The sequence below is a fragment of the Kitasatospora sp. NPDC004531 genome (assembly GCF_053602195.1).
Genome location: NZ_JBSGDD010000015.1, coordinates 76,592 through 100,242, shown reverse-complemented (window position 1 = coordinate 100,242; position 23,651 = coordinate 76,592). Strand labels below are relative to the sequence as shown.

Here is a 23,651-nt window from a genome sequence, read left to right as displayed (position 1 = left end):
GTCACGCGCGACCGTGCGGCCGGCGGGGTGGTCCCGGCCGGCCGCAGGGGGTTCCCGGCATCGGGCCGGGAGCGGGAGCCCGGGCGGTCGGGCGGTCGGGCGGTCCGGGCGGTCCACCCCTTGACGTGGGTGCGCGTCGGCGGGCGGGGATCGCATAGGCTCGGCGCACGATGGTGCGGATCACTGTGCTCGGGGCACTCACGGCGCATGTGGCGGGGGACGCAGTCCGGCTGGGCGGCCCGCGCCAGCGTGCCGTGCTCGCACGGCTGTTGGTGGCGCGCGGCGGGACGGTCCCGGCGGAGCGGCTGATCGACGACCTGTGGGACGGGGTCCCGCCCGCGAAGGCGCCCGCCTCCCTACAGGCCTATGTGTCCAACCTGCGACGGCTGTTGGAGCCCGCGCGCGGACCCCGGCAGGAACCCCGGCTGCTGGTGAGCGTCGAACGCGGCTACGCACTGCGTGAAGTCCCCACCGACGCCGCCGAGTTCGAGACCCTCACGGCCACCGGCGAACCCCGCCGCGCCCTCGCACTGTGGCAGGGCCCCGCGTACGGCGAGTTCGCCGACCGCCCATGGGCCGCCGCGGAGACCGCCCGCCTCGGCGAACTCCGCACCACCGCCCGGGAGTCGGCGATCACCCAAGCACTCACCGCCGGCCGGCTGGGCCCCGCCGTCCGGGACGCCGCCGCACTGGTCGACGACCATCCCCTGCACGAGGAGGGCTGGCGCCTGCTGGCCCTGTCCCTGTGGCACTCCGGCCGCCAGGCAGACGCCCTCGCCGCAGTACGCCGCGCCCGCACCCACCTCGCCACCGAACTCGGCCTCGACCCCGGCCCGGCCCTCACCGACCTCGAAACAGCCATCCTGCGCCAGGACTTGAACCACCTCGCCCTACCCGCCGGCCACGACGACTCCGCCACCCGGCCCTCCGCCCAAACGGCCGCCGTGCTTCGGCAGTTGGACCTGGAGCCGGTCGACCGAAGCGGCGCTGCTGCGGGGGATGCGACGGCGCTGGTGGAGGAGTTCCCGTCGAGTGCGGAGGGTTGGCGTCTGCTGGTCCTGGCGCTGTGGCACTCGGGCCGTCGGGGCGATGCCCTCGCGGCGGTGCGTCGGGCGCGCACGGATCACGGCACCGAGCTCGGAACGGTGCTCGACGACCTCGAAATGGCGATCCAGCGCGAGGACTTGGGGTACTTGCTGCTTTCCGGGCGCGACGGTGCCGCTGCGCGGGAGTCGGTGGTGGCGGAGGCGTTGGCTGCCGCGGGGGATGCGACGGCGCTGGTGGAGGAGTTCCCGTCGAGTGCGGAGGGTTGGCGTCTGCTGGTCCTGGCGCTGTGGCACTCCGGCCGCCGGGGCGATGCCCTCGCGGCCGTGCGTCGGGCGCGCACGGATCACGGCACCGAGCTCGGAACGGTGCTCGACGACCTCGAAATGGCGATCCAGCGCGAGGACTTGGGGTACCTGCTGCCTTCCGGGCGCGACGGCGCTGCTGCGCGGGTCGGGGCGGCGGTGCGGGATGCGGCTGCGCTGGTGGAGGAGTTCCCGTCGAGTGCGGAGGGTTGGCGTCTGCTGGTCCTGGCGCTGTGCCACTCCGGCCGCCGGGCGGAGGCCCTCGGAGCTGTGCGCCGTGCTCGGATGCGTCATGGCGGCGAGCTCGGTGGGGTGCTGGACGATCTCGAAACGGCCATCATGCGCGGGGAGTTGGACTCTCTGACCCGGCCCGCGCCGGTCGAGGAAGCGGCGGCCGCCGAGCGCGGTCCCGACTCCGGATCGGGGGAAGCCACCGCTGAAGTGGCTCTTCTGCGCGAGGAGTTGGACCGCCTCGCGTTGCCTGCACGCGCAGGCGGGCGGGCTTCGCGGGCGGTGTTCGTCGGGCGGCAGGAGGAGCTCGCGGCGTTGCGGCAGGCGGCCGGCGAGGCGCGTGGCGGGGTCGGGTTCGTGCTGGTGAGCGGGGAGGCCGGGGCGGGGAAGTCGACCGTGTTGGGGCGGTTGGCCGAGGAACTGGCCGACGGGGGTTGGCGGGTGGCGACCGGGCGGTGTCCGGAGAGTGCCGGTGCGCCCGCCGCCTGGGCGTGGACGGAGGTGCTGCGGGAACTCGCCGGGCAGGAGCCGGGCGCCGCCGCCGACCCCGAACTCGCACCGCTGCTCGGCGACCTGGAGCCGGCCGCAGGCCACGACGCGCTGTCCGGACGCTTCCGCCTGCACCGCGCCGTCGTCGCCCGCCTGCACGCCGCCGCCCGCAGCGCCCCGCTTGCCGTGTTCCTCGACGACCTGCACGCCGCCGACCCGGAGACCCGCGAACTGCTCGGCGAACTCGCCGCACATCCCGGCGCCCCGGTCGGCGGCGGCCTGCTGGTGGTCGCCGCGCTGCGCCCGGGCGAGGGCGAACTCGCGGACGTGCTGGCCAAGTTGGCCAGGCGCTCGCCCACCCGGGTGCCGCTCGGCGGTCTCGCCGAGGCCGACGCCGGGCAGCTGATCGAAGCGGCCTGCGCGGCCCCCGTCCGCCCGGAGACCGTCCACGCGCTGGCCGAACGCACCGGCGGCAACCCGTTCTACCTCGTCGAGAGTGCTCAACTGCTCGCGCTGGAGGACGAGTCGACCGCGCTGAGCCAGATCCCGCAGGGCGTCCGGGACGTGCTGCGGCGGCGCTTCAAGCAGCTGCCCGGACCGGCCGTCGACCTGCTGCGGCTGGCCGCCGTCGCCGGACGGGAGAGCGAGGTCGAGCTGCTGGTGCGGGCCGGCGAGCAGGACGAGGACACCGCCACCGAGGCCGTCGAGGCGGCCGTCGCCGGCGGGCTGCTGCTCGAACCCCGGCCCGGCACCGTCCGGTTCGCGCACCTGCTGGTTCGCGACACCCTGTACGCCGACCTCGGCGGACTGCGCCGGGCCCGCCTGCACGGCCGGATCGGGCACGCGCTGCACGCCCTGCGCCCCGGTGAACTCGCCGCGCTGGCCCACCACTTCACCCAGGCCGCGTCCACCGCCACCGCCGAACTCGCCGTCCAGCACTGCGTCCGCGCCGCCGAGGCGGCCGAGCGGCGCTACGCCCACCGCAGCGCCGTCGCGCTGCTCCGGCAGGCCGTCGACAACCTGGAACGCGCCGCCGAACAGCCCGGCGAGGACCGGGCCGCCCGCCGCATCGACCTGCTCGGGGCGCTGCTGCGCGCCCAGGTGCGGGCCGGACAGGTCGCCGACGCGGGGGAGACCAAGGCGCGCGCCCTGCGGCTCGCCCGCGAATCCGGCCGCGAGGACCTGCTGATCGCCGCCTGGACCGCCTGGACCGAACCCACCCCGTGGGTCACCCACCCGTACGGCACCGTCGACCAGGACGCCGTCGACACCCTCGGCCGCCTGCTCGGCCGCACCGACCTGCCGCCCGCCGTCCGGTGCCGGCTGCTCGACGCGCTCACCCACGAACTCGACTGCACCGGCTCGCCGCAGGCCGTCGAAGCCGCCGCAGAGGCCCTCGCGCTGGCCCGCGCCGCGGACGACCCGCACCTGCTGTGCCTGGCCCTCGCCGCCCAGGCCCGCGCCTGCGACCACGAACTGGCCTCCGTGGACCGGCTCCGCCTCGCCGAGGAGATCGCCGCGCTCGGCCTCGCCCACGACCTGCCCGCCTACCGCTGGCACGCCGAACACCTGGCCGCCACCGCCGCCGCCGTGCGCGGCGACCTCCCCGCGCTGCGCCGCCACCTGGCGGCCGGCGAGGAACTCGCCCAGCGCTACCGGCTGGTCGAACTCTCCGACGTGGTGCTGTGCCAGCGCGCCATGCTGGCGCTCGCCGCCGACCGGGTCGAGGAGGCCGTCGCCCTGTACGACCGGGCCATGGCCGGCCTGCGGGAACGCAGTTCGCTGCACGCCGACGCGCTCGACGCGCTGGTGCGGATCGTCATCGCGCACCGGCAGGGCCGCCTCGCCGAGGCGCTCCCGCTGATCGAGCACCACCGCGCCGAGTACGGCCCGCTGGTCGCCGACGTCGCCGCACTCGCCCTGCTGGCCGCCGGACGCCCCCGCGAGGAGGCCCGGGCGGCCCGTGCCCAGCGCCGCAGCGTGCAGGCCGACTACTTCCGCTCGCTGTTCCTGGTGCTGCGCGCGGACGCCGCGATGGCCCTGGACGAGCGTGCCGAGATCGCCGAACTCCTGGACGAGCTGCGCCCGTTCGCCGACCTGGTGGCGGGCGCGAGCTCCACCTCGATCGCCTCCCGCCCGGTCGCCCTCTCGCTCGGCGAACTCGCCCGCTGCCTCGGCCGCACCGCCGAGGCCGTCGAGCACTTCCGGCACGCCGCCGAGGTCGCCCGTCGCTGGGAGTCGCCGAGCTGGGAGGCCGCGGCCCGCGCGGCACTCACCGCGCTCGGCCACTGACCGGCCGCCGCCCGCGACCCGGCCGCCGCCCGCGACCCGGCCGCCGCCCGCGACCCGGGCGGCGATCGAGGCCTTGGAGAACCATCGGCGGACTTGGAGAACCACCGGCGGCCTTGGAGAACCACCGGCGGACTTGGAAGATCACCCGCAGGCTTGGAAGATCGTCGGCGGGCGCGCCAAGCGGACTCCAAGTCGCCTCTCCCACACTGGTGTTCGTCACCGACTCGAACGCCCGCACGGGAGGCTCCCGCACCATGTCCACACTCCTCGGCCGCCTCGGCGGGGCCGCCGCCGCCCGGCCCTGGCGCACCGTCGCAGCCTGGCTGCTGCTGATCGCCGCGATCTTCGGCCTCGCCCAGGCGTTCGGCGGCGAACCCCGCGACAGCTACCGGGTGCCCGGCACCCAGTCCACCGCGGGCCTCGACCTGCTGAACGAACGCTTCCCCGAGACCGCCGGCGCGGACGCCCGCGTGGTGATCCACGACCGCAACGGGAAAGCGCTTGCCGAAGACACCCTGACCGCCCTGCGCACCCGCCTGGCCACCGTGCCGCACGTGCTCGCCGTCACCCCGCCGATACCCTCCCGGTCGGGCGACACCGCGCTGCTGAGCCTCAGCTACGACGTCGAGGTGACGGCCTTCGACGGCTCCGCCGGACTCGACGCGCTGCGCGCCGCCGCCCGCCCCGCCGTCGACGCGGGCTTCCAGGTCGAGTTCGGCGGCCAGGTCCCCGAACACTTCAGCGCCCCCGACGGCACCGCCGAGGCGATCGGCATGGCCGCCGCCCTGATCATCCTGGTGCTCGCCCTCGGCACCGTGGTCTCCGCCGGCCTCCCCCTGGTGGTCGCCCTCGCCGGACTCGCCGCCGGCACCGGACTGATCACCCTGATGTCGGCCGTCACCGACATCAGCAACATCGCGCCCACCGTGGCGTCCATGGTCGGCCTCGGCGTCGGCATCGACTACGCGCTGCTGCTGGTCTCCCGACACGTCGAAGGACTGCGCCGCGGCCTGGACGCCCGGGCCGCCGCCACCGCCGCGAACGCCACCGCCGGCTCGTCCGTGGTGGTGGCCGGCGCCACCGTGCTGGTCTCGCTGTTCGGCCTGAAGCTCGCCGGCCTGTCCGTCTACGCGTCCTTCGGCTACGCGACCTTCGCCACCGTCGGCGGCGTCATGCTGGCCTCGCTCACCCTCGTCCCCGCCCTCGCCACGCTGGCCGGCCCCCGCCTGCTGCGCCGCGCCGAACGCCGGGCCGCCGCCGCTCCGGCCGAGCGCCCGCAGGCCGCCAACACCCCGACCAGGACCGAACGTTGGGCCCGGCTGATCGGCCGCCGCCCGATCGCCGCCGCCGTGCTGTCGCTGGCCGTGCTGCTGGGCCTGGCCGCGCCGATGCTCGGCATGCGCACCTGGCCGCAGGACGCCGGCAGCCAGGCCGCCGACAACACCACCCGCAAGGCCTACGACCTGATCGCCGACGCGTACGGCCCCGGCGCCAACGGCCCGCTGCTGCTCGCGGTCGACCTCGACCGGCTGTCGAGGAGCGAACTGCTCGCACTGGAAGCCAGGTTGGCCGAGAATCCGGCCGTCGAGCAGGTCCAGCCGGCCCGGTTCAACCAGGCCGGGAACGCCGCTGTGATCACCGTCCGCCCGAAGACCGGCCCGCAGGACGCCGCCACCGCGAAGCTGGTCAAGCAGCTGCGCGAGCACGAACTCCCGGCCGGCGTCCAGGTGACGGGCGCGGTCGCCAGCTTCTCCGACATCTCCGACCGGCTCTCGGCCCGCCTGTGGGTGGTCGTCCCCTTCGTGGTGGTGCTGTCGCTGGTGCTGCTCACCGTCCTGTTCCGGGCGCCCGTGATCGCGGTGAAGGCCGCCGCGATGAACCTGCTGTCGGTGGCCGCCGCGTACGGCGTCATGACGGCGGTGTTCCAGCACGACGCGAGCGCGAAACTGCTCGGACTGCCGCACGCCGTACCGGTGTCCAGCTGGGTGCCGATCCTGATGTTCACCGTGCTGTTCGGCCTGTCCATGGACTACGAGGTGTTCCTGCTCTCCCGGGTCCGCGAGGACTGGCTCGCCACCGGCGACGCCAAGGGCAGCGTGGTGCGCGGCCTGTCCGCCACCGGACGGGTGATCAGCAGCGCCGCCGCCATCATGGTCGCCGTGTTCACCGGCTTCGCGATCGACCCCGACATCACCGTCAAGATGATGGGCGTCGGCATGGCGGTGGCCGTCCTGATCGACGCCACCGTGGTCCGCCTGGTGCTGGTGCCCGCCACCATGACTCTGCTCGGCCGCCACAACTGGTGGCTGCCCCGCGGCCTGGACCGGCTGCTGCCCGAACTCCGCATCGAACACGGCGAGGAGGCCGCCGTCCCCGTCGAACGCCCGAGGCCCGCGACGGTCTGACCCGCGCAGAACACCGTCGGCCCGCGACCGCAACCGGCCCGCCCCGCAGGGCGGGCCGCCTGCTGCGTGCGAGTGGCCGCGCCGCGTGGTCCGCCCCGCCCGCCCCGACCCGCTGCGTACGGTGGGCCCATGAGCGTGCGAGTGGAGCGGGTGTACGACGCGCCGGACGGCGGAGTGCGGGTGCTGGTCGACCGGCTGTGGCCGCGCGGCCTCAAGAAGCAGGACGCGCACCTCGACCGCTGGGCCAAGGAGATCGCGCCCTCCACCGAGCTGCGCCGCTGGTTCCACAGCACACCGGGCGAGTTCGAGGAGTTCGCCCGCCGCTACCGGGCCGAACTGGACGCGCCGCAGGCGCAGCGGGAGTTGGCCGAGCTGCGCGAACTCGCCGCCGGCGACCGGGACCTGGTGCTGCTGACCGCCGTGAAGGAGCCCGCGCACAGCCATCTGACGGTGCTGCGGGAGCGGCTGGAACAGTCCGGCTGACACCGCCCCGGCCCGCCGGCGGCGGCGTGTTCACTCGGTCGAACCTGCCCGAACCGGGTGTAATGCGGACATGAGTCTGCTGCGGGAGAACGCCGTCCTCGCCCTCTTCTTCTGCCTCGGCCTGGGGTACCTGGTCGGCAAACTACGGATCGGACCGATCCAACTCGGCGGAATCTGCGGCGTCCTGATCGTGTCGATGCTGGTCGGCGCCCAGCACGTCTCCGTCAACGCCGACGTCAAGAACGTCGCGTTCGCCCTGTTCATCTTCTCGCTCGGCTACATCGCCGGCCCGCAGTTCTTCGCCAACCTGAACGCCCGCGGCCTGCGCTTCGGCGTGCTCTCGATGATGGAAGCCGTCCTGGTCATCGCCATGGCCCTCGGCTTCGCCACGCTCTTCGACCTCGACGTCGGCACCGCCGCCGGCATCCTGGCCGGCGCCGCCACCGAGTCCGCCGCCGTCGGCACCGCCCAGGACGCCATCGCCAAACTGCCCGGCATCACCCCCGACCAGACCACCCAGCTCCAGGCCCACGTCGCCACCGCCTACTCGGTCTGCTACCTGTTCGGCCTGATCAGCATCGTCCTGCTGACCAGCCAGCTCTTCCCGATGCTGCTGCGCATCAACCTCGCCGACGCCTCCCGCACGCTCTGGCAGAAGATGCGCGGCGACGAGGCCGGCCACCAGCCCGGCGAAGAACCCGCCCTGCCCGCACTGGTCGGCCGGACCTACCTGGTCTCCCAGGGCGAAGGCACCCGGATCAGCCAACTCCAGGAGGGCTCAGGCCAGTTGGTCACCGTCGAAGCGATCACCCGCGGCGGCCGCAGACTCGACCCCGACCAGGACCCGGTGCTGCGCCGCGGCGACCAGGTGCTGGTGGTCGGCCGCCGCGCCGCCGTCATCGACGCCGGCCACGAACTCGGCCCCGAGACCGGCGGCCCGCCCGGCCTCGACCGGCCGCTGGCCGTACGGCAGGTCGTCGTGACCAACCGACAGGTCGCCGGACACCCCCTCAACGACATCCGCGACCGCGACAGCCAGGCCACCGGCGGCGTCTTCCTCACCGACATCCAACGCGTCGACCACCACCTGCCCGCCGTCGGCGAGACCGAGGTCCACCTCGGCGACACCCTCACCGTCGTCGGCGCCCCGTCCAAACTGGAGAAGTTCGCCGCCCGGGTCGGCGCCACCGTCCGCCAGGACACCGCCGACTGGATCTACCTCTCGCTCGGCATCTGCCTCGGCGTCCTGCTCGGCAAGGTCAACGTCCGCCTCGGCGACGTCAACCTCACCCTCGGCACCGGCGGCGGCTGCCTGATCGCCGGCCTGGTCTTCGGCTGGGCCCGCTCGCTGCGCCCCACCTTCGGCGCGTACCCGCCCGCCGCCGCGCAGACCCTCAAGGACCTCGGCCTGGCCATGTTCATCGCCGTCACCGGCATGGCCGCCGGCCCCGACGCCGGGCCGCTGCTCAAGCAGTACCCCGTGCTGCTGCCCGCCGCCGGCATCCTGATGGTGGTCGTCCCCGCGTTCCTCGGCCTGTTCATCGGCCGCAAGCTGCTCAAGATCGAACCGCCGATCCTGATCGGCGCGATCGCCGGCCAGCAGTGCTCCACCCCCGCGATCACCGCCATCGGCAACGTCGCGCAGAGCAGCGTCCCGATGCTGGGCTACACCATCACGTACACCCTCTCCAACTTCCTGCTGCCGCTGACCGGCCCGGTGCTGGTCGGCCTGGTCGGGCTCTGACCGGGGAGGAGAGGACCGATGGACTGGATCACCGACCACGTCTTCAAGCCGTACCCGGAACTCCTGATCTTCCTGACCGTCGCGATCGGCTTCCTGGTCGGACGGCTGCACTGGAAGGCCATCGGACTCGGCGCGGTGACAGGCTGCCTGATCGCCGGGCTGTTCACCGGCTGGCTGACCGACGTCGAGGTCAACGGCACCGTCAAATCGGTGTTCTTCATCATGTTCCTGTTCGCCCTCGGCTACAAGGTCGGCCCGCAGTTCTTCCGCGGACTCAGGAAGGACGGGCTGCCGCAGGTCGCCGTCACTCTCGCGGTGTGCGTCACCGGCCTGGTGATCTGCTGGGCGTTCGCCGAGATGCTCGGCTACGGCCCCGGACTCGGCGCCGGACTGCTCGGCGGCGCACTCACCCAGTCCGCCGTCATCGGCGTCGCCCAGGACGCCATCGGCACCCTGCCCGGCCTCGGCCGCGACCAGATCACCGCCCAGCAGAACCTGGTGCCGATCGGCTATGCCGTCACCTACCCGCTCGGCACGATCCTGTGCGCGATCCTGCTGGCCAACATCGCGCCCCGCTTCCTGCGCAGCGACCTCGCCGCCGACTCCCGCGCCCTCGCCGCCGAACTCGACGCCCCCGGCGGCGATCCCGACCTCGACGACGGCTACTACGAGGTCGTGCTGCGCGCCTACACCGTCGAACACGGCCTGGCCGGCGCCACCGTCGAACAGATCGAGCAGCGCGAGAAGGACGCCGACCGGCGGATCTACCTCACCCGCGTCCGCCGGGCCGGCACGATCCTCCCGCACGACCAGCGGACCGTCATCGAACACGGCGACGTCGTCGCCGTCAGCGCGCTCCGGCACGACCTGGTCGAGTTCGACCCGATCCGCAGCATCGGCCCCGAGACCGACGACGTCGAACTGCTCGACTACCGGACCGAGCACCTGCACGTCGTCGCCTCCGAGAAGGACCAACTCGGCAAGACCATCGCCGACTTGCGGCGCGAACCGTTCATGGTCGGGGTGTTCGTCGACAAGCTGTACCGGTCCGGCGCGGAGTTCCCGTTCGTCCTGACCACGCAGGTCGAACGCGGCGACACCCTGGTGCTGTCCGGACCGCAGCGCCTCGTCGACCCGGCCGGGAAGAAACTCGGCAAGCCGGTGCCCACCAGCTTCGCCACCGACATGACCTGGGTCGGCCTCGGCATCTTCCTCGGCGGCTGCATCGGCATCCCCGCGCTCACCCTCGGCGGGGTGCCGATCAGCCTCTCCACCTCCGGCGGCGCGCTCATCATGGGCCTGGTCTTCGGCTGGATCCGCGGCCGCTACCCCACCTACGGCAACGTGCCGCCCGGCGCCCAGTGGTTCATGGACACCCTCGGCCTGTGCGCGTTCGTCGCCATCGTCGGCATCAACGCCGGACCGAGCTTCACCAGCGGCCTCTCCCAGGCGGGATGGGGCCTGCTGCTGTGGGGCGCCGTCGCCACCGTGGTCCCGCTGATCATCGGCATCCTGGTCGGCCACTTCGTCTTCCGGATGCGCCCGCCGATCCTGATGGGCGTCGTCGCCGGCGCGCAGACCACCACCGCCGCGATCGGCGCCGTCAACGAAGCCGCCCGCAGCCAGATCCCCACCCTGGGCTACACCATCCCGTACGCGGCAGGAAACGTCCTGCTCACCATCTGGGGCGCGATCATCGTCGCCCTGCTCGGCTAGAAGGGACACCACCCATGACCAAGCCCTCGATCGGCCGCGACGAGATCCACCGCCTCGCCCGGCTCAGCCCGTTCGAGCTCAAGAGCGAGTTCGTCCGGCTCGCCGAGCACTACCAGGCCGACCAGCCGGGCCAGAAGGACAAGAGCACCGCCCACATGCTCAACGCCGGGCGCGGCAACCCCAATTGGATCTGCACCGGCCCCCGCGAGGCGATGCTCGCCCTCGGCCACTTCGCCCTCTCCGAGTCCCGCCGGGTCTGGACGGCCGACAACCTCGGCGGCATGCCCGAACGGATCGGCATCGCCGCACGCTACGACCGCTTCGCCCGCAGCCACCCCGACCTGCCCGGCATCGAACTGCTCACCGCCTGCATCAGCCTCGCCGTCGACCGCTTCGACCTCGACCGCGACGCCCTCATCCACGAACTCGCCGACGCCGCGATCGGCGACAACTACCCCGTCCCCGACCGGATGCTCCCCGCCGCCGAACGGATCGCCGTCGGCTACCTGCACGAGGAGCTGATGGACCGCCGCCCGCCCGAGGGCCGCCTCGAACTGTTCGCCACCGAAGGCGGAACCGCCGCCATGTGCTACGTCTTCGACTCCCTGATGCAGAACGGCCTGCTGCACAAGGGCGACCGGATCGCCCTGATGGTGCCCGTCTTCACCCCCTACATCGAGATCCCCGAACTCGACACCTACCAGTTCGACGTGGTCCGGATCGAAGCCAACTCCTACGCCGAAGCGGGCGTCCGCGACTGGCGCTACCCCGCCGAGGAGATCGCCAAGCTGGCCGACCCGAGCGTGAAACTGCTCTGCCTGGTCAACCCCAGCAACCCGCCCTCGCTCGCCCTCTCCGCCCGCGTCACCGAGCAGATCAAGTCCATCGTGGAAACCTCCAACCCCGGGCTGGTCATCGTCACCGACGACGTCTACGGCACCTTCGTCGACCACTTCCGCAGCCTCGCCGCCGACCTGCCCCGCAACACCCTGCTCGTCTACTCCTACTCCAAGCACTACGGCTGCACCGGGCACCGCCTCGGCATCATCGGCCTGCACCACGACAACGTCATCGACGACGCCCTCGCCGCGCTCCCGCAGACCGAGCTCGACCGCCTCGCCGCCCGCTACGGCAGCCTCAGCCTCGACCCCGCCGGCATCCGCTTCATCGACCGCTTGGTCGCCGACTCCCGGCAGGTCGCCCTCAACCACACCGCCGGACTCTCCCTGCCCCAGCAGGCCCAACTCACCCTGTTCTCGCTGTTCGCGCTGCTCCCCGAGGGCAAGGCGTACAAGGCGAAGGTCCAGGGCATCGTCCACCAGCGCCTCGAACTGCTGCTGGAGGGCTCCGGCATGAAGATCTCGCAGGACCCGGCGCGGGCCGGCTACTACGTCGAACTCGACCTGCTCGCCGAGGCCGAACGCACCTCGGGGCCGGAGTTCGCCGCCTACCTGCAACGGACCTACGAACCCACCGAACCGCTGTTCCGGCTCGCCGAACAGACCGGCGTGGTGCTGCTCAACGGCGGCGGCTTCGACGGCCCCGAATGGTCGGTGCGGGTCTCGCTGGCCAACCTCGACGACCTCGACTACCTGAAGATCGGGCACCACCTGAAGGCCATCTTCGACGAGTACCGGGCGGAGTGGCAGGCCGCCGGCTGAGCCGGTGCGGGACGGGAGGTCGCCGGCTGAGCCCGTGCGGCACGGGAGGCCGCCGGCTGAGCCGGCGCGGGACGCGTGCGGGACGGGAGCCGGGGCCCGGCGGCTACGGTTCGGGGGACGCCCGGACCACGCCGTGGTCGAAGGCGAACACCACCGCGTGCACCCGGTCCCGCGCCCCCAACTTGTCCAGCACCCGGCGGACATGGGTCTTCACCGTCGCCTCGCCGAGATGCAGCACGGCGGCGATCTCCGCGTTCGACCGCCCCCGGCCCAGCAGTTCCAGCACCTGCCGCTCGCGCGGCGTCAGACGCGCCAGCGCCCGCCGTCCCGCCGCCGAACCTTCCGGCGGTGCCGAGCGGGCGAACTCCGCCAGCAGCCGGCGCGTCACCGACGGGCCGAGCAGCGCCTCGCCCGCCGCCACCGTCCGAACTCCCGCCAGCAGGGCCTCCGGTGGCGTCCGCTTCAACAGGAAGCCCGCCGCGCCCGCCCGCACCGCCGCGAACACGTACTCGTCCAGCTCGAAGGTGGTCAGCACCAGCACCCGCGCCTGCGGACAGCGCACGGACAACTCCGCCGTCGCCGCCACCCCGTCCAGCACCGGCATCCGCACGTCCATCAGCACCACATCCGGCCGGCACGCCTGCGCGACCCGGACCGCCTCGGCGCCGTCCGCGGCCTCGCCGACCACCAGCAGGTCCGGCTGCGTGCCGAGCATCATCCGCAGACCGGCCCGCATCAGCTCCTCGTCGTCGGCCAGAACGACCCTTATCGGCACGGGAGTCGCACCTCCACCCGCCAGCCTGCCGCGGTCGGCCCGGCGGTCAGGGTGCCGCCGAGCCCGGTGACGCGGTGGCGCATCGAGGCGAGGCCGCGGGGCGTCGTCCCGGCGGCTCCGGCGTGGTGGCCGCCGGTGCCGTTGTCGGTGGCGGTGAGGTGCAGGGCGCGCGGGGTGGCGGTCAGGCGGACGGTGACGGCGGTGGCGGTCGAGTGCTTGAGGGTGTTGGTCAGGCACTCCTGCACGACCCGGTGCAGGGTCTCGGCCTGCGCGTCGGTCAAGTGCACTGCGGTTTCCGGAAGTTCGAGGCGGGCGGAGAGGCGCGGGGGCAGGCCGGCGAGCAGGGCGCGCAGCGAGTGGGGGAGCGGCGGGACGGGCTGGAGCAGGCCGAGGACGCGGTCCAGGTCGGTCATCGCGTCCCGTCCCACCCGCTCGATCCGCTCCAGCGCCGACCGCACCTCCGGCGGCCCGTCCGGCAGACAGAGCCGGGCCGCGCCCGCGTGCGTCACCATCACCGTCACCGCGTGCCCCACCGCATCGTGCAACTCCCTCGCCATCCGGGCCCGTTCCTCGGCCAGGACCTCGCTCGCGCGCAACTCGGCCGCCGCGCGCCGACGTTGCTCCGCCCGCTCCAGCCGCAGCCGGGTCGCCACCCCGACCGCCGCCGAGGCCGCGTGCACGGCGCACGCCAGGGCGAACCCCGGGCGGGCCGACAGCGCCACCAGCACGGCCGACACCGGGACGACCGCCAACGCCGCCGCGACTACAGGCCGCCGCGTCCGGCCCAGCACCACCAGCGGCAGCGCCGACGCCAACGACAGGTTGGTCACCGGATCGCCCGCCGCCACCACCGCGACGGTCGCCGCCGCCCCCGCCCACAGCGCCACCACCGGCAGGATCCGCCGACCGGCCAGCGCCCCGAACCACACCACCACGGCGACCCGCGACGCCGCGCCTCCGTGCCAGAGCGAGGCCGTGACGCCGTCGCCGCCGACCGCGATCCCCGCCGACGCCCACGCCACCGCGCAGTCCAGCGCAACCCACCAGCCCCGTGCGACAGTTCGGTCGGGGCGCCACCGGGCGAGGCGGCTGCTCGGCTGTCGTGCCGCGTGTTCCTCCTGCATCTGTCCCCCCGGCCCGGCGGCGTGGTCGCGGTGCCCGCAGTGCTCGCTAAGCCGGCTCTGCGGCCTGCCGGGACACGGCTCCGCGCAGGCGTCGCACCTCGGCGAGCAGGCGTGGCACGTCCTGGCGGGCCGCGGCGATGAAGTCGAGATCCGCGTCGGTCCGGGGATCGATTCCGAGGATCGGGCGGCCGTCGACGAAGCGGTGCAGGTAGAACTCGTCGTCCTGTTCCGGGTCGGCGTCGAGCCGGATGAAGCTGTCGCCGCCGGCCGCTTGCCGGCTCTCCAGGAAGGCGGTCCACGGCCCCGGTGACGCGGCGGCGACCCGCCGCTCGATGGCGTTCAACTCCTCGTCGGACAGAGCCCGATCGGTTTCCATGGGCCGAGATCCCTCTCCTCGTGCGCTCGCCCGCCGCCGTGGGCGGGCCGTGCCTCGCATGCTAGACCGGGAGATCACGGCCCCGCGTCCGCCCGGGAGTCGACCGGCCGTCCCCCTCCGGGAGGAGGGCTGGGCGGGCACAATGGCCGGCATGGAGCTGCAACTGGCCTTTCCCACCGCGAACTTCATCGCACGCGAGCGCGGCTATGCCCAGCTCGGCGGGTGGCGGCAGGACGACCCCGCGCACCCGTTCCTGGGCGGCTGGGCCGAGTGCGCGCAGGCCGTGCGGGCGGCGTTCGCTCCGGCGGAGACCTACCGGGAGCGGCTCGGCGCCCTGCTGGGGGAGGTGCGGGACGCCGGGTTCGAGGCCGTCGAGCTGTGGTCCGGACACCTCGACCCGCACTGGGCCACCGACCAACACCTCGAAGCAGCCCGCGAGTTGCTCGCCGAGCACGGGCTGCGCGCGGTCGGATTCCACGGCTACCTGGGCGCCACCCGCGACACCGCGCTGCGCGCCTGCCGGATCACCGCCGCGCTCGGCGCCGGACTGCTCACCGGTGGCGGAGGCCGCTACCTCGACGCCCACCGCGCCGACGCGATCGCCATGCTGCGCGACCACGGCATCCGCCTCGCCATCGAGAACCACCCCGAACACGCCACACCCGCCCAACTCCTCGCCGACGTGGGCGAATCGGCCGACGGAACCATCGGCGTCAACCTCGACACCGGCTGGTGGGCCACCCACCGCCAGGACCCGGCCGAGGCGATCACCGCTCTTGCCGGCCACCTCCTGCACGTCCAGCTCAAGGACATCGCCGCCCCCGGCACCCACCACCCCGCCCCGCTCGGCACCGGCTGCGTACCCGTCCGGGACTGCCTCCGCGCCCTGGCCGCCGCAGACTACGCGGGCGCGTACTCGTTGGAGCACCTCACCGCCGACACGTCCCCCGTCGCCGCCTGCCGGGACGCCGCCGCCCTGCTCAAATCCGGTCCGTACGAGGCGATTTGAGGCCGGTTACGATCACCCCATGACTGTGGACGGACGCATGGCAGAGGCGGAACGCGCCTACCAACTGGCCGTGTTCGGCGGTGACAGCGGCGGCCTCGGGCCCGCCGAGCGCGGCCTCGACGCGATCGAAGCGGACCTCGCACTCGCCCGGGGCAAGCTCCTCCACGCCCGCTTCCTGGACGAACGGGCCGAGGACGCCCGCGAGTTGGAGCTCTTCGCGCAGGCCGCCGAACTGTACGGTCGACTCGGTGACGAACGCGGTGAGGGCGAAGCGCTGTTCTGGGTCGGCACGTTCCACCAGGTGGTCCGGGACGACCAGGCGGCGGCGCTGCCGGCCCTCCGGCGGGCCCGTGAACTCGCCGCCCGCGCCGGTGACCGGACGACCCTCTCCTACGTCCTGCGGCACCTCGGCTTCGCCGACCACATGGCCGGCCGACTCGACGCCGCCCGCGCCCACTTCGAGGAATCCACCCGCCTCCGCCGCGACCTCGGCTTCCTGCCCGGCGTCGCCGCCAACCTGATCGGCCTCGCCTTCCTCGCCGCCCAGCAGGACCGGCGCGAGGACGCCGCCACGCTGCTCGCCGAGGCCGCCGAACTCGCCGAGAAGAGCGCGGCCCACGGTGTGCTGCGCTGGGTCACCGGCGCCCGGGAGGAGCTCGGCCTGGGGTGAACTCCCCGACCGGGCACGCCGGTTCCGGATCAGCCCTCGGCGGGCGTCCGGTCCGGCCCGGGGTTCGGCACGAAGCGGCTCAGCCGGTAGCGGGTCGGGTGCTCGTCGCGGCCGCAGAACATGTCGATCCTGAGGTCGTCGGACCGCAAGTCCGGCTCGGCGGCCGAGAGTTCGTTGACATACGCCTTCAACTCCGCATGATCCCCGGAGCTGAGCAGCACCTGCCAGCTGCCGGCCCCCTGCGCGTAGTAGCGGGCGGCATGCTCCCGCGCGAGCTCCTGCTGCTGGCGTTTCCTCTTCCGCTGACCTGGCACCCGGCCAGCATCCCGGGCGGCCACCCCCGTGGCAAGCCGGTTTTCCCTGCCCCGAACTCCGCTGCGCCGCACGGGCGCCACGGGGTGGCGGCGACCGATCCGGGCGCCGGGGTCAGTGGGGGAGCTGCTGCGCGCCGAGGGTGCGCAAGTGGCGGGTCAGGGTGGTGCGTTGGGTCTGGGTGAGGCCGGCGGTCAGGTCGCCGTCGGCGGCTTCGGCGGCCTCGGCGCAGCGGGCGAGGAGGTGGCGGCCCGCGGGGGTGAGGGTCAGGACCTGGCGGCGGCGGTCCTCGGGGTCGCGGACGCGTTCGACCGCGCCGAGTTCCTGGAGCTGGTCGGCGAGGGCGACGATCAGGCTGGGCGCGACGCCGAGCCGCGTCGCCAACTCCTGCTGGGAGGCCGCCGATCCGGCGTCCAGCGCGGCCAGCAGGCCCGCGTGCTTGGGCTTGATCCCCAGTGCCTCGACCCGCGCCGCGAAGCGCTCGGAGGCGAGCGCCCCGAGGGTGCCCAGGTTGAAGACCACCGTTGCGCGCAGCGCCGCTGCTCCCTTGACATCGCTCACAGCCCGAATGGTAGCTTCCTCGCATCGTTCAGAGCTCGAATGATTCAGGGGGAGATGGAATGACTGCTCTGCTGGTGGCCAACGCGGTGGCGGCCCTGCTCGGCGCCGGAGCCGCCGTGGCCGGAGTGATCCGCCCCGGGCTGGTGCTCGCGGCGGGCGAGCCGATCACCGCCGGGACGCGCCTGTACGTCCGGGCCTACGCGGTGCGCGCCGTCCCGCTCGGGGTGGTGGCCGCGCTGGTGCTGGCGGCGGGTCCGCGGGCTGCGGCCTGGCCGCTGCTGGTGGTGGCCGGACTGGCCCAGGTGGGGGACGCGGCGATCGGCGTGCGGCAGCGCAACGTCGGCATGGCCGTCGGCGCCGGCGCGGCCGCCGTCCTGCACCTCGCCACCGCCTGGTGGCTCGCCCGATGAGCGACTCGTTGTCAGCGGTGCTGTGCATGATCGGCGCGTCAGGCTGTCGCGGAGATGGGAAGTGCCGTGCCGATCACCAACCAGCAGGTGGGGGAACGCGCGTTCCTGCGGGAGATGTTCGACGACGCGTACTTCCCCGACCGGGTCGTCGCCCGGGGCGTGGCGATCCTGCTGCGGCTGTGCGAGCGCATCGAGACCGAGCGGCCGTCGGACCTGGACGCCCTGTACGCGCTCACCCGGGCGGCGACGGAGGAGTTCAACCTGCTGGACCAGGAGTTCGTGGCGGCCGGCAGCGAGATCGAGACGGTCGCGCGCGAGTGCATCTGCGGCGAGTTCTGCTTCGTCGCCTCGGCATACGGGTTCACCGACGCGGACGCGGAGAAGCTGACCGCCTGCCGGGATTGGTGAGCGGGGCCGGTCGGCGGGCCTGGTGATCACGGCGGCTGCCCGGGCAGACGACGCCGACGAGGCAGCGGCGTGGCCCGTCCCGCCGCCCGGCCTCCGGCTGCCGGGGTCGCTGCGGCAGCCGGAACGAAGGGTGCTCCTCTCGTCGGTCGGCGGTCAGTCGGCCGGGGTGACCGGCAGGCAGATGGCGTAGACCTGGTACGAACCCGAGGTGCTCGCCGAGTTGTTGAAGGACAGCGTCCAGGTGTCCGCGGCGGAAGGATAGGACTCGTACACCTGGGCCGTGAGGTTGTTGGCGCCGAGCGGCGTCCTCATTCCGCCGCCCGTGATGACGGTTCCCGGCGGGCACGTCGCGGTGCCGGTGTTGAGTCCGGGAAGCAGCATGTGGCTCTCCTGGACGATCACGGTCGGCAGCGTCGGCCCGGGAGGCCCCTCGGGTCCGGGCGGCCCGGGAGGTCCGGGAGGCCCGGGAGGCCCGGGGGGACCCTCGGGGCCGGGAGGCTCGGGCCTTCCGTGCTGGCAGGAGTCCGCGCAGTCGCCGTCCCCGTCATGCCCGTGCCCGCCGCCGGCCGCGGCCCGGGTCGACACCGCTCCCGTCAGCAGCGCCGCGACCAGCGCGGACAGGGCCGCGCGCCGAAGCAGGGCTATGTTCTTCCGTCTCAAGCTGTCCTCCCAGAGGTGTGCGGCTTCCGGGCTCACCCCGCACCTTCGGCAGCGGCCGACGCGGGCGCGAAAAGCCCGAAAAGCCCTGGATGTGCAGATCTGACCACGCCCCGGACAGCTCCGCCAGCGAAGCACCCCCTCGGAGCCCGCCCAACCCCCTGGCGCAGCCCGCGCGGAGGCCGACTGCCTCACCGACCCACCAGCGCGTGCGCCCGGACGGACGGGCAACGAACACCTGTGCCGCGCCCGGCAGTTGCACCTGCGTCACGGCAGTCGTCCCGTCGGAAGAGCCCCGTTGGCGATGAGTGCAGTGCCGCGACGGGCAGCATCGGTAGCGCTGCCGAACGGACGGCACCCAGGTCGGACGGGCCTGTCGGTGTGCCGTGACAGCATCCTGGTCGTGGTTGCGCACATGGCCGACGTGGAGTGGTCCGGACTGTTCCACGCCCAGGGCCTCGCCAGTGACACGCCGCGGCACCTGGCGGCGCTCCTCGGTGATAATACGAGGGCTTTCGTCGACGGGTATTCGCATCTGTGGTCGACAACGCTTCGCCGGGAGGGCAAGGCCTGGCCGGTGACGGCGCCGACTGCGCTGATCGTCGCGGAACTTCTGGACGATCCGCTGTTGGGGCCGGAGGACCCTTCTCTGGCGGATGCGATGCTCGTCTACCTGTACGCGGTCGGTGTCGGAGCCGATCTTGGAGAGCGGGCGCCGGAAGTCCGCGCGCTGGTCGAGAAGCGAAGGTCCGAGCTGCAGACCTGGACCGACGGCTATCTGGCGGCCGATGCCGACGCCCGGGCCCGGATGTGGCAGGACGGCACGGGCCTGGGGGCACTCGTCCTTGATCGGGCGGCGCTCGCCTGCTTCGATCTGGTGCCGACCCTCCTGCGGCGGACGGTGCCGCACCTCGCCTCGGAGCGGGCCCGGCGCAGGACGTGCGCGGCCGCAGCGGTCGGGTCATTGGCCCGTCACCCCTCTGCCTCGACACAGCGTCCGGCCCTGCTGGAGCAGTTGATGGAGCTGGCCGAGGCCGCCGAATCCGTATTCGACCTGGCAACGATCCTGATCGCGGTCGGTGGGCTCGGCGGCGACACGCGCTCCTGGCTCAGTGACCCGCACCGGGGCGTGCGTGGCTGTGCGGCCCTGGCGCCCGGCCTCGCGGGCGACGACGAGGCGGACCGGGTCCTGCTGGAACTGGCACGATCGCCGCGTGAGTTCGGCAAGTCCTTCGGTGACATGGCTCCACCGCCGCAGTTCCAGTTCCAGCCGTACCAGGACCTTCTGGCCTCCGGATTCCGGAGGGTCGGCGGTGAGGCGAACTCTGCTCCGGGTGCCGAGGCCTGAAGGTCGCCTCGGGGTCCCGCGGGCAGGGCCGCGGGGCTACGCCCGTTCCAGGATCCGCAGTTCGTCCAGGGCGGTGCGGGCCCGGGCTGTCAGGTTGACGTGGGTGACCTCGTGGTGGGCGACGGGGAAGGTGACTGTCGGCGGTCTGGAACTCCACTTGTACTTGCCTGGCGCGGCTCGGCGCAGGTGCACCAGGGAGCCGACCTGGTTGGTGACGAAGGACAGTTCCAGCTGGGAGAAGTCCCGGGCCTCGCCCGCGGGGTCGGTGAGGAACACCGACTGGTGGCCCGGGTAGAGCTGACCGGATCCCGGTATGTGCTGGTCGATCACCCGGGCGGAGCGCTCGGTCCAGCCGAGTTCGGCGAAGGCCGCGACGGCGGCGGCCGGTGCGGGGGTCGGCGGCACCCGCAGCGGGATCCGGTGGCGGATGCCGCCCTTCCTGGCCGGGACGGTGCGCAGCGTGGCCTGCACGCCGACCCCGAAGTCGAAGCCCTGGCCGCCGTACTCGGTGAACGGGCACTCCCAGGGCAGCTCCCGCCGGAACCGCACCTGGTTCTCCTCGCCCGGTGCCAGCTCGAAGGAGTAGGCGTCGACGGCGAGCCCGCAGATCACCATCGCCAGCCGCCTGCCCCGGTGGCTGTAGGCGTCGGCCACCAGCTCCACGCTGAACTCGACCGTCTCCAGCGCCTGGCGGCCCGCCCGGATCACTGCCGTGCCGGCGATCCACCGGTCGGTCAGTTCCGGGTCGTCGAGCCGCAGTTCGACCTCGGGCGGGTCGGTCAGCTCCGCCTCGGGCCCGATCCCCGACTTTCCACGCTCGGCCACCGGCGGCCCCCCTCCTCGGTGCGGTCAGCGGGGACGAGCATAGCCGCGACGGCCCGTTCCGCCTCCGCCGTGTCTCCGCGCCGGGGCCGGCATTAGGCTTTGCCCGAACTTCGCACGGGGAGGCGGACGATGGGGCTGCGGAAGCTGCTGGGAATCGACGGGAACGGCCGGGATCCGCGGATCGACACCGTGCTCGGCACCGTCCTCCCGCAGCCGGGCGGGCGGATCGACGGCGAGGTGCTGTTCCGGGCCGGCTGGTTGAAGCTGCGGATCCACGACCTGCACCTGGACGTGGTGAGCAAGGCCCGCGACTGGGAGGGCAACATGATCGACGGCCACGAGGTCGCGCTCCGCCCCGAGATCACCTGGTTCGACGTGGAGCGCACCACCGAGCACCGGATCGGCTTCCACGGCCGGCTGCGCTGGGACTGCCCCGTCACCGAGCTCGGCGGCCGGTCGACCGGCGTCGACCTGTCCCTGGTCACCACGATCGGCTACGACTCCGACGACGTCCGGGACGTCGACTTCCTGCACGTGGCGGCCCTCCCGCTGCACGAGGCGGTGATGGACGCACTCCTGGCGGAGGGCTACCGCTTCACCGGGTCGGAACTGCTGGCGACGCACGTGGTGGGCGTCGACCACCGCAGCCTGCGGACCCAGGTCTTCCACCTGGAGGACCCGGCCGCCGACCCGGCCGGGTTCCCCGCGCTGGAGGTCGTCTTCGTCAACAACGTGGTGGGCGCGACGGTGTTCGTCCGCCGGGCGGCCCGCCAGTTCTTCTGGTGGCAGGACAAGCCCCCGGCGGCGTCCTTCCCCGTCGCCCACCACGAGGCCGGCGCCGTCGACCTCGGCCCCCGGGTCCGCGACGCGCTGGCCTCCCTCGCCGTGAAGGACCGCGCACCCCGCTGACCGCACCAGGCGGTGCGCCGCGAAGGGGCGCACACCGAGCACCTCACGAAGGCGGAGAAGATGACCACGCATGCCCACGACGTCGACCACGAGCTCATCGAGGCCGCGGCCCACGTCGCACGCACGCGCTGTCGGGGTGAGAACCACACCATGGCAGCGGCGGCCCGTGCCCAGGACGGTCGGATCGTCACCGCGGTGAACGCCTACCACTTCACCGGCGGTCCCTGCGCGGAGCTGGTTCTCCTCGGGGCGGCTGCCGCCCAGGGGGCCTACGAGCTGGACACGATCGTTGCCGTGGGCGACCGCGACCGGGGTGTCGTGCCGCCGTGCGGGCGGTGCCGGCAGGTTCTCCTCGACTACTTCCCGGCTCTGCGGGTGATCGTCGGGGCAGGTGAGCGGCTCCGGACGGTCGCCATCACCGAGCTGCTCCCCGAGAGCTACGTCTGGGCCGACCACCAGCTCGACGCCGAGGAAGCCGCACCGGCCGGCCCGCGCTGACGCCATCGGGCTTCGGCGGCTCGTACCGCCGAGGGCTGCCAACTCCCCTCCGGGGGTGACCGGTTGTCCACCCGCCGGGTGACCCGGTCGAGCCTCGGCGGGGACGCCGGCCGGGCCCGGGACGGGCGACGGTGGGTGGCATGAAGAAGCTGCTTGCGGGTGCGTTGCTGGTGGTCGGGGTGCTCGGCGGGACGGTCGGGGCCGGGGTCGGGATGGTGGCGGCCGGGACGGTGCGGCCCGACCTGGGCGTGATGCTGGCCGGAGCGCTGGGCGGGGTGGCCCTCGGCTGCGGGGCGCCGGTGTGGGGAGCGCGGCGGTTGGCCGGGTGGCCCAGCTGGCTGCCGGTGGCGATGAGCGCGGTGCTGGCGGCCGGACTGGGCACGGCCGTGCTGTGGCCGGGGGAGCGGGCGGCGCCCGGAAAGGCCGACGCCTACTGGGAGTTGCCGACCGGCTCGCGGCTCGCCCACCACCTGACCCCCGCCCGGGGAACGGCCCGGCCCGAGCCGGTCGTCCGGCTGCACGGCGGGCCCGGCACGCCCGGCGAAGCGGCGGACGGACTGGACGAGGAGCTGAGCCGCGCGGGCTACCAGGTCTACGCGTACGACCAGTTGGGGACGGGGGACTCCCCGCGACCGGCCGACCTGTCCGGGTACACGGTGCAGCGGCAGGTGGACGACCTGGAGGCGATCCGGCAACAGCTCGGCGCACAGCGACTGGTGCTGATCGGCGCGTCCTGGGGCGGCACCCTCGCCGCCGAGTACCTCGCCGCCCACCCCGACCACGTCGCACGGGTGGTGTTCACCTCGCCCGGCGCACTCTGGACCCCCGAATACACCGAGGACCAAGCCGGCCGGCTCTGGGACCGCCTCACCCCCGACCAACGCCGCCGGATCGACGAACTCGGCGGCAACGGACTGCGCGTCCCGCTCGGCACCGCGCTGCTGGCCCTCGACCCCGCCCAGGCGCACGCCCTGCTGCCCGACGACCAGGCCGACGCGCTGTTCCGGCAGCTGCTCGCCATCTCCGGCTCCGCCGCGACCTGCCACCCCGGTTCGAACGCCGAGCTGCCCGTCAAGACCCCCGGCTTCTACGCCAACCAACTGATCGCCGAGGACCTGGCCCACCGCCCCGACCCCCGGCCCGCGCTGCGCACCGTGAACGTCCCGGCGCTGGTGCTGCGCGGCGAGTGCGACTACAAGCACTGGGAGGTCACCCGCGAGTACCGCGACACCCTGCCCGGCGCCCAACTGCTGTACGTCCCCGGCGCGGGCCACGCCATCGCCGTCGACCGCCCCGCCGAGTACCGCGCCGCCGTCCTCGCCTTCCTCACCGGCGCCCCGCTGCCGAGCGCCCCGTACACGGGGGAGGAGGACCCGGCGGGGCGGTGAGAGCACGGGCG

Annotated in this window: 21 protein-coding genes; 14 read left to right on the top strand and 7 right to left on the bottom strand. The window is 73.6% G+C overall.

Translation table 11 applies throughout. The annotated features are described in order from the left end of the window. The first annotated feature begins 170 nt into the window (after positions 1-170). The 6 genes from ACWEMJ_RS09865 to ACWEMJ_RS09840 all read left to right on the top strand — a co-directional run bounded on the left by ACWEMJ_RS09865 (position 171) and on the right by ACWEMJ_RS09840 (position 12,370). Complete coding sequence (locus tag ACWEMJ_RS09865) at positions 171-4,361, top strand: BTAD domain-containing putative transcriptional regulator (protein WP_452136472.1); 4,191 nt, start codon at positions 171-173, stop codon at positions 4,359-4,361. Between the two features lie 254 nt (positions 4,362-4,615). Further along, on the top strand, positions 4,616-6,766 hold the full coding sequence (locus ACWEMJ_RS09860; protein ID WP_452136471.1) for an MMPL family transporter: 2,151 nt from the start codon (positions 4,616-4,618) through the stop codon (positions 6,764-6,766). A 129-nt stretch (positions 6,767-6,895) separates the two neighbouring features. Continuing rightward, entirely contained in the window at positions 6,896-7,249 is a 354-nt protein-coding gene (locus tag ACWEMJ_RS09855; RefSeq protein WP_452136470.1) for a DUF488 domain-containing protein, read from the top strand. A gap of 70 nt (positions 7,250-7,319) precedes the next feature. Further along, positions 7,320-8,993, top strand: a complete 1,674-nt coding sequence (aspT, locus tag ACWEMJ_RS09850) for an aspartate-alanine antiporter (RefSeq protein ID WP_452136469.1) — start codon at positions 7,320-7,322, stop codon at positions 8,991-8,993. An 18-nt stretch (positions 8,994-9,011) separates the two neighbouring features. Beyond that, complete coding sequence (aspT, locus tag ACWEMJ_RS09845; RefSeq protein WP_452136468.1) at positions 9,012-10,709, top strand: aspartate-alanine antiporter; 1,698 nt, start codon at positions 9,012-9,014, stop codon at positions 10,707-10,709. Between the two features lie 14 nt (positions 10,710-10,723). Then, positions 10,724-12,370 carry a bifunctional aspartate transaminase/aspartate 4-decarboxylase gene (locus ACWEMJ_RS09840; protein ID WP_452136467.1) on the top strand — a complete coding sequence of 549 codons (1,647 nt, stop codon included), beginning with the start codon at positions 10,724-10,726 and terminating at the stop codon, positions 12,368-12,370. 103 nt (positions 12,371-12,473) lie between these two features. On the opposite strand, the gene ACWEMJ_RS09835 is transcribed toward ACWEMJ_RS09840, so the two are convergent. The 3 genes from ACWEMJ_RS09835 to ACWEMJ_RS09825 form a co-directional block, all read right to left on the bottom strand. Next, on the bottom strand, positions 12,474-13,145 hold the full coding sequence (locus tag ACWEMJ_RS09835; RefSeq protein ID WP_452136466.1) for a response regulator: 672 nt from the start codon (positions 13,143-13,145) through the stop codon (positions 12,474-12,476). Further along, positions 13,136-14,167 (bottom strand): sensor histidine kinase, encoded by a 1,032-nt coding sequence (locus ACWEMJ_RS09830; protein WP_452136465.1) that lies wholly within the window; start codon positions 14,165-14,167, stop codon positions 13,136-13,138. Before ACWEMJ_RS09830 ends, ACWEMJ_RS09835 begins: the two co-directional genes overlap by 10 nt. Positions 14,168-14,315: 148 nt before the next feature. Then, the gene (locus tag ACWEMJ_RS09825; protein WP_452136464.1) at positions 14,316-14,645 is read right to left on the bottom strand and encodes a hypothetical protein; all 330 of its coding nucleotides are present in this window, start codon (positions 14,643-14,645) and stop codon (positions 14,316-14,318) included. Positions 14,646-14,796: 151 nt separating this feature from the next. Here ACWEMJ_RS09825 and ACWEMJ_RS09820 point away from each other — a divergent pair, with 151 nt between their 5' ends. Both ACWEMJ_RS09820 and ACWEMJ_RS09815 read left to right on the top strand, forming a co-directional pair. After that, positions 14,797-15,654: a sugar phosphate isomerase/epimerase family protein gene (locus ACWEMJ_RS09820; protein ID WP_452136463.1), complete on the top strand. Its 858-nt coding sequence runs from the start codon at positions 14,797-14,799 to the stop codon at positions 15,652-15,654. Positions 15,655-15,673: 19 nt separating this feature from the next. Further along, entirely contained in the window at positions 15,674-16,324 is a 651-nt protein-coding gene (locus tag ACWEMJ_RS09815; RefSeq protein WP_452136462.1) for a tetratricopeptide repeat protein, read from the top strand. A gap of 29 nt (positions 16,325-16,353) precedes the next feature. Here the strand turns inward: ACWEMJ_RS09815 and ACWEMJ_RS09810 are convergent, their stop codons facing one another. Together ACWEMJ_RS09810 and ACWEMJ_RS09805 are read right to left on the bottom strand one after the other, a co-directional pair. Beyond that, positions 16,354-16,638: a hypothetical protein gene (locus ACWEMJ_RS09810; RefSeq protein WP_452136461.1), complete on the bottom strand. Its 285-nt coding sequence runs from the start codon at positions 16,636-16,638 to the stop codon at positions 16,354-16,356. A gap of 112 nt (positions 16,639-16,750) precedes the next feature. Further along, a complete protein-coding gene (locus tag ACWEMJ_RS09805; protein ID WP_452136460.1) occupies positions 16,751-17,197 on the bottom strand; it encodes a MarR family winged helix-turn-helix transcriptional regulator in 447 nt (148 codons plus the stop codon). 59 nt (positions 17,198-17,256) lie between these two features. Between ACWEMJ_RS09805 and ACWEMJ_RS09800 the strand changes: the two genes are divergently transcribed. Together ACWEMJ_RS09800 and ACWEMJ_RS09795 are read left to right on the top strand one after the other, a co-directional pair. Then, the gene (locus ACWEMJ_RS09800; RefSeq protein ID WP_452136459.1) at positions 17,257-17,607 is read left to right on the top strand and encodes a hypothetical protein; all 351 of its coding nucleotides are present in this window, start codon (positions 17,257-17,259) and stop codon (positions 17,605-17,607) included. A 66-nt stretch (positions 17,608-17,673) separates the two neighbouring features. Then, the gene (locus tag ACWEMJ_RS09795) at positions 17,674-18,015 is read left to right on the top strand and encodes a DUF5713 family protein (RefSeq protein ID WP_452136458.1); all 342 of its coding nucleotides are present in this window, start codon (positions 17,674-17,676) and stop codon (positions 18,013-18,015) included. A gap of 153 nt (positions 18,016-18,168) precedes the next feature. Here the strand turns inward: ACWEMJ_RS09795 and ACWEMJ_RS09790 are convergent, their stop codons facing one another. Next, positions 18,169-18,396, bottom strand: coding sequence for a hypothetical protein (locus ACWEMJ_RS09790; protein ID WP_452136457.1), 228 nt, complete (start codon positions 18,394-18,396; stop codon positions 18,169-18,171). Between the two features lie 691 nt (positions 18,397-19,087). Here ACWEMJ_RS09790 and ACWEMJ_RS09785 point away from each other — a divergent pair. Continuing rightward, on the top strand, positions 19,088-20,020 hold the full coding sequence (locus tag ACWEMJ_RS09785; RefSeq protein ID WP_452136456.1) for a hypothetical protein: 933 nt from the start codon (positions 19,088-19,090) through the stop codon (positions 20,018-20,020). Between the two features lie 36 nt (positions 20,021-20,056). Here the strand turns inward: ACWEMJ_RS09785 and ACWEMJ_RS09780 are convergent, their stop codons facing one another. Then, a complete protein-coding gene (locus ACWEMJ_RS09780) occupies positions 20,057-20,845 on the bottom strand; it encodes a sporulation protein (RefSeq protein ID WP_452136455.1) in 789 nt (262 codons plus the stop codon). A gap of 129 nt (positions 20,846-20,974) precedes the next feature. Here ACWEMJ_RS09780 and ACWEMJ_RS09775 point away from each other — a divergent pair, with 129 nt between their 5' ends. From ACWEMJ_RS09775 to ACWEMJ_RS09765, 3 genes are all read left to right on the top strand, one after another. Next, a complete protein-coding gene (locus ACWEMJ_RS09775) occupies positions 20,975-21,754 on the top strand; it encodes a sporulation protein (RefSeq protein WP_452136454.1) in 780 nt (259 codons plus the stop codon). A 60-nt stretch (positions 21,755-21,814) separates the two neighbouring features. Continuing rightward, positions 21,815-22,252, top strand: coding sequence for a cytidine deaminase (locus tag ACWEMJ_RS09770; protein WP_452136453.1), 438 nt, complete (start codon positions 21,815-21,817; stop codon positions 22,250-22,252). 140 nt (positions 22,253-22,392) lie between these two features. After that, positions 22,393-23,640, top strand: coding sequence for an alpha/beta fold hydrolase (locus tag ACWEMJ_RS09765; RefSeq protein ID WP_452136452.1), 1,248 nt, complete (start codon positions 22,393-22,395; stop codon positions 23,638-23,640). Positions 23,641-23,651: the final 11 nt, after the last annotated feature.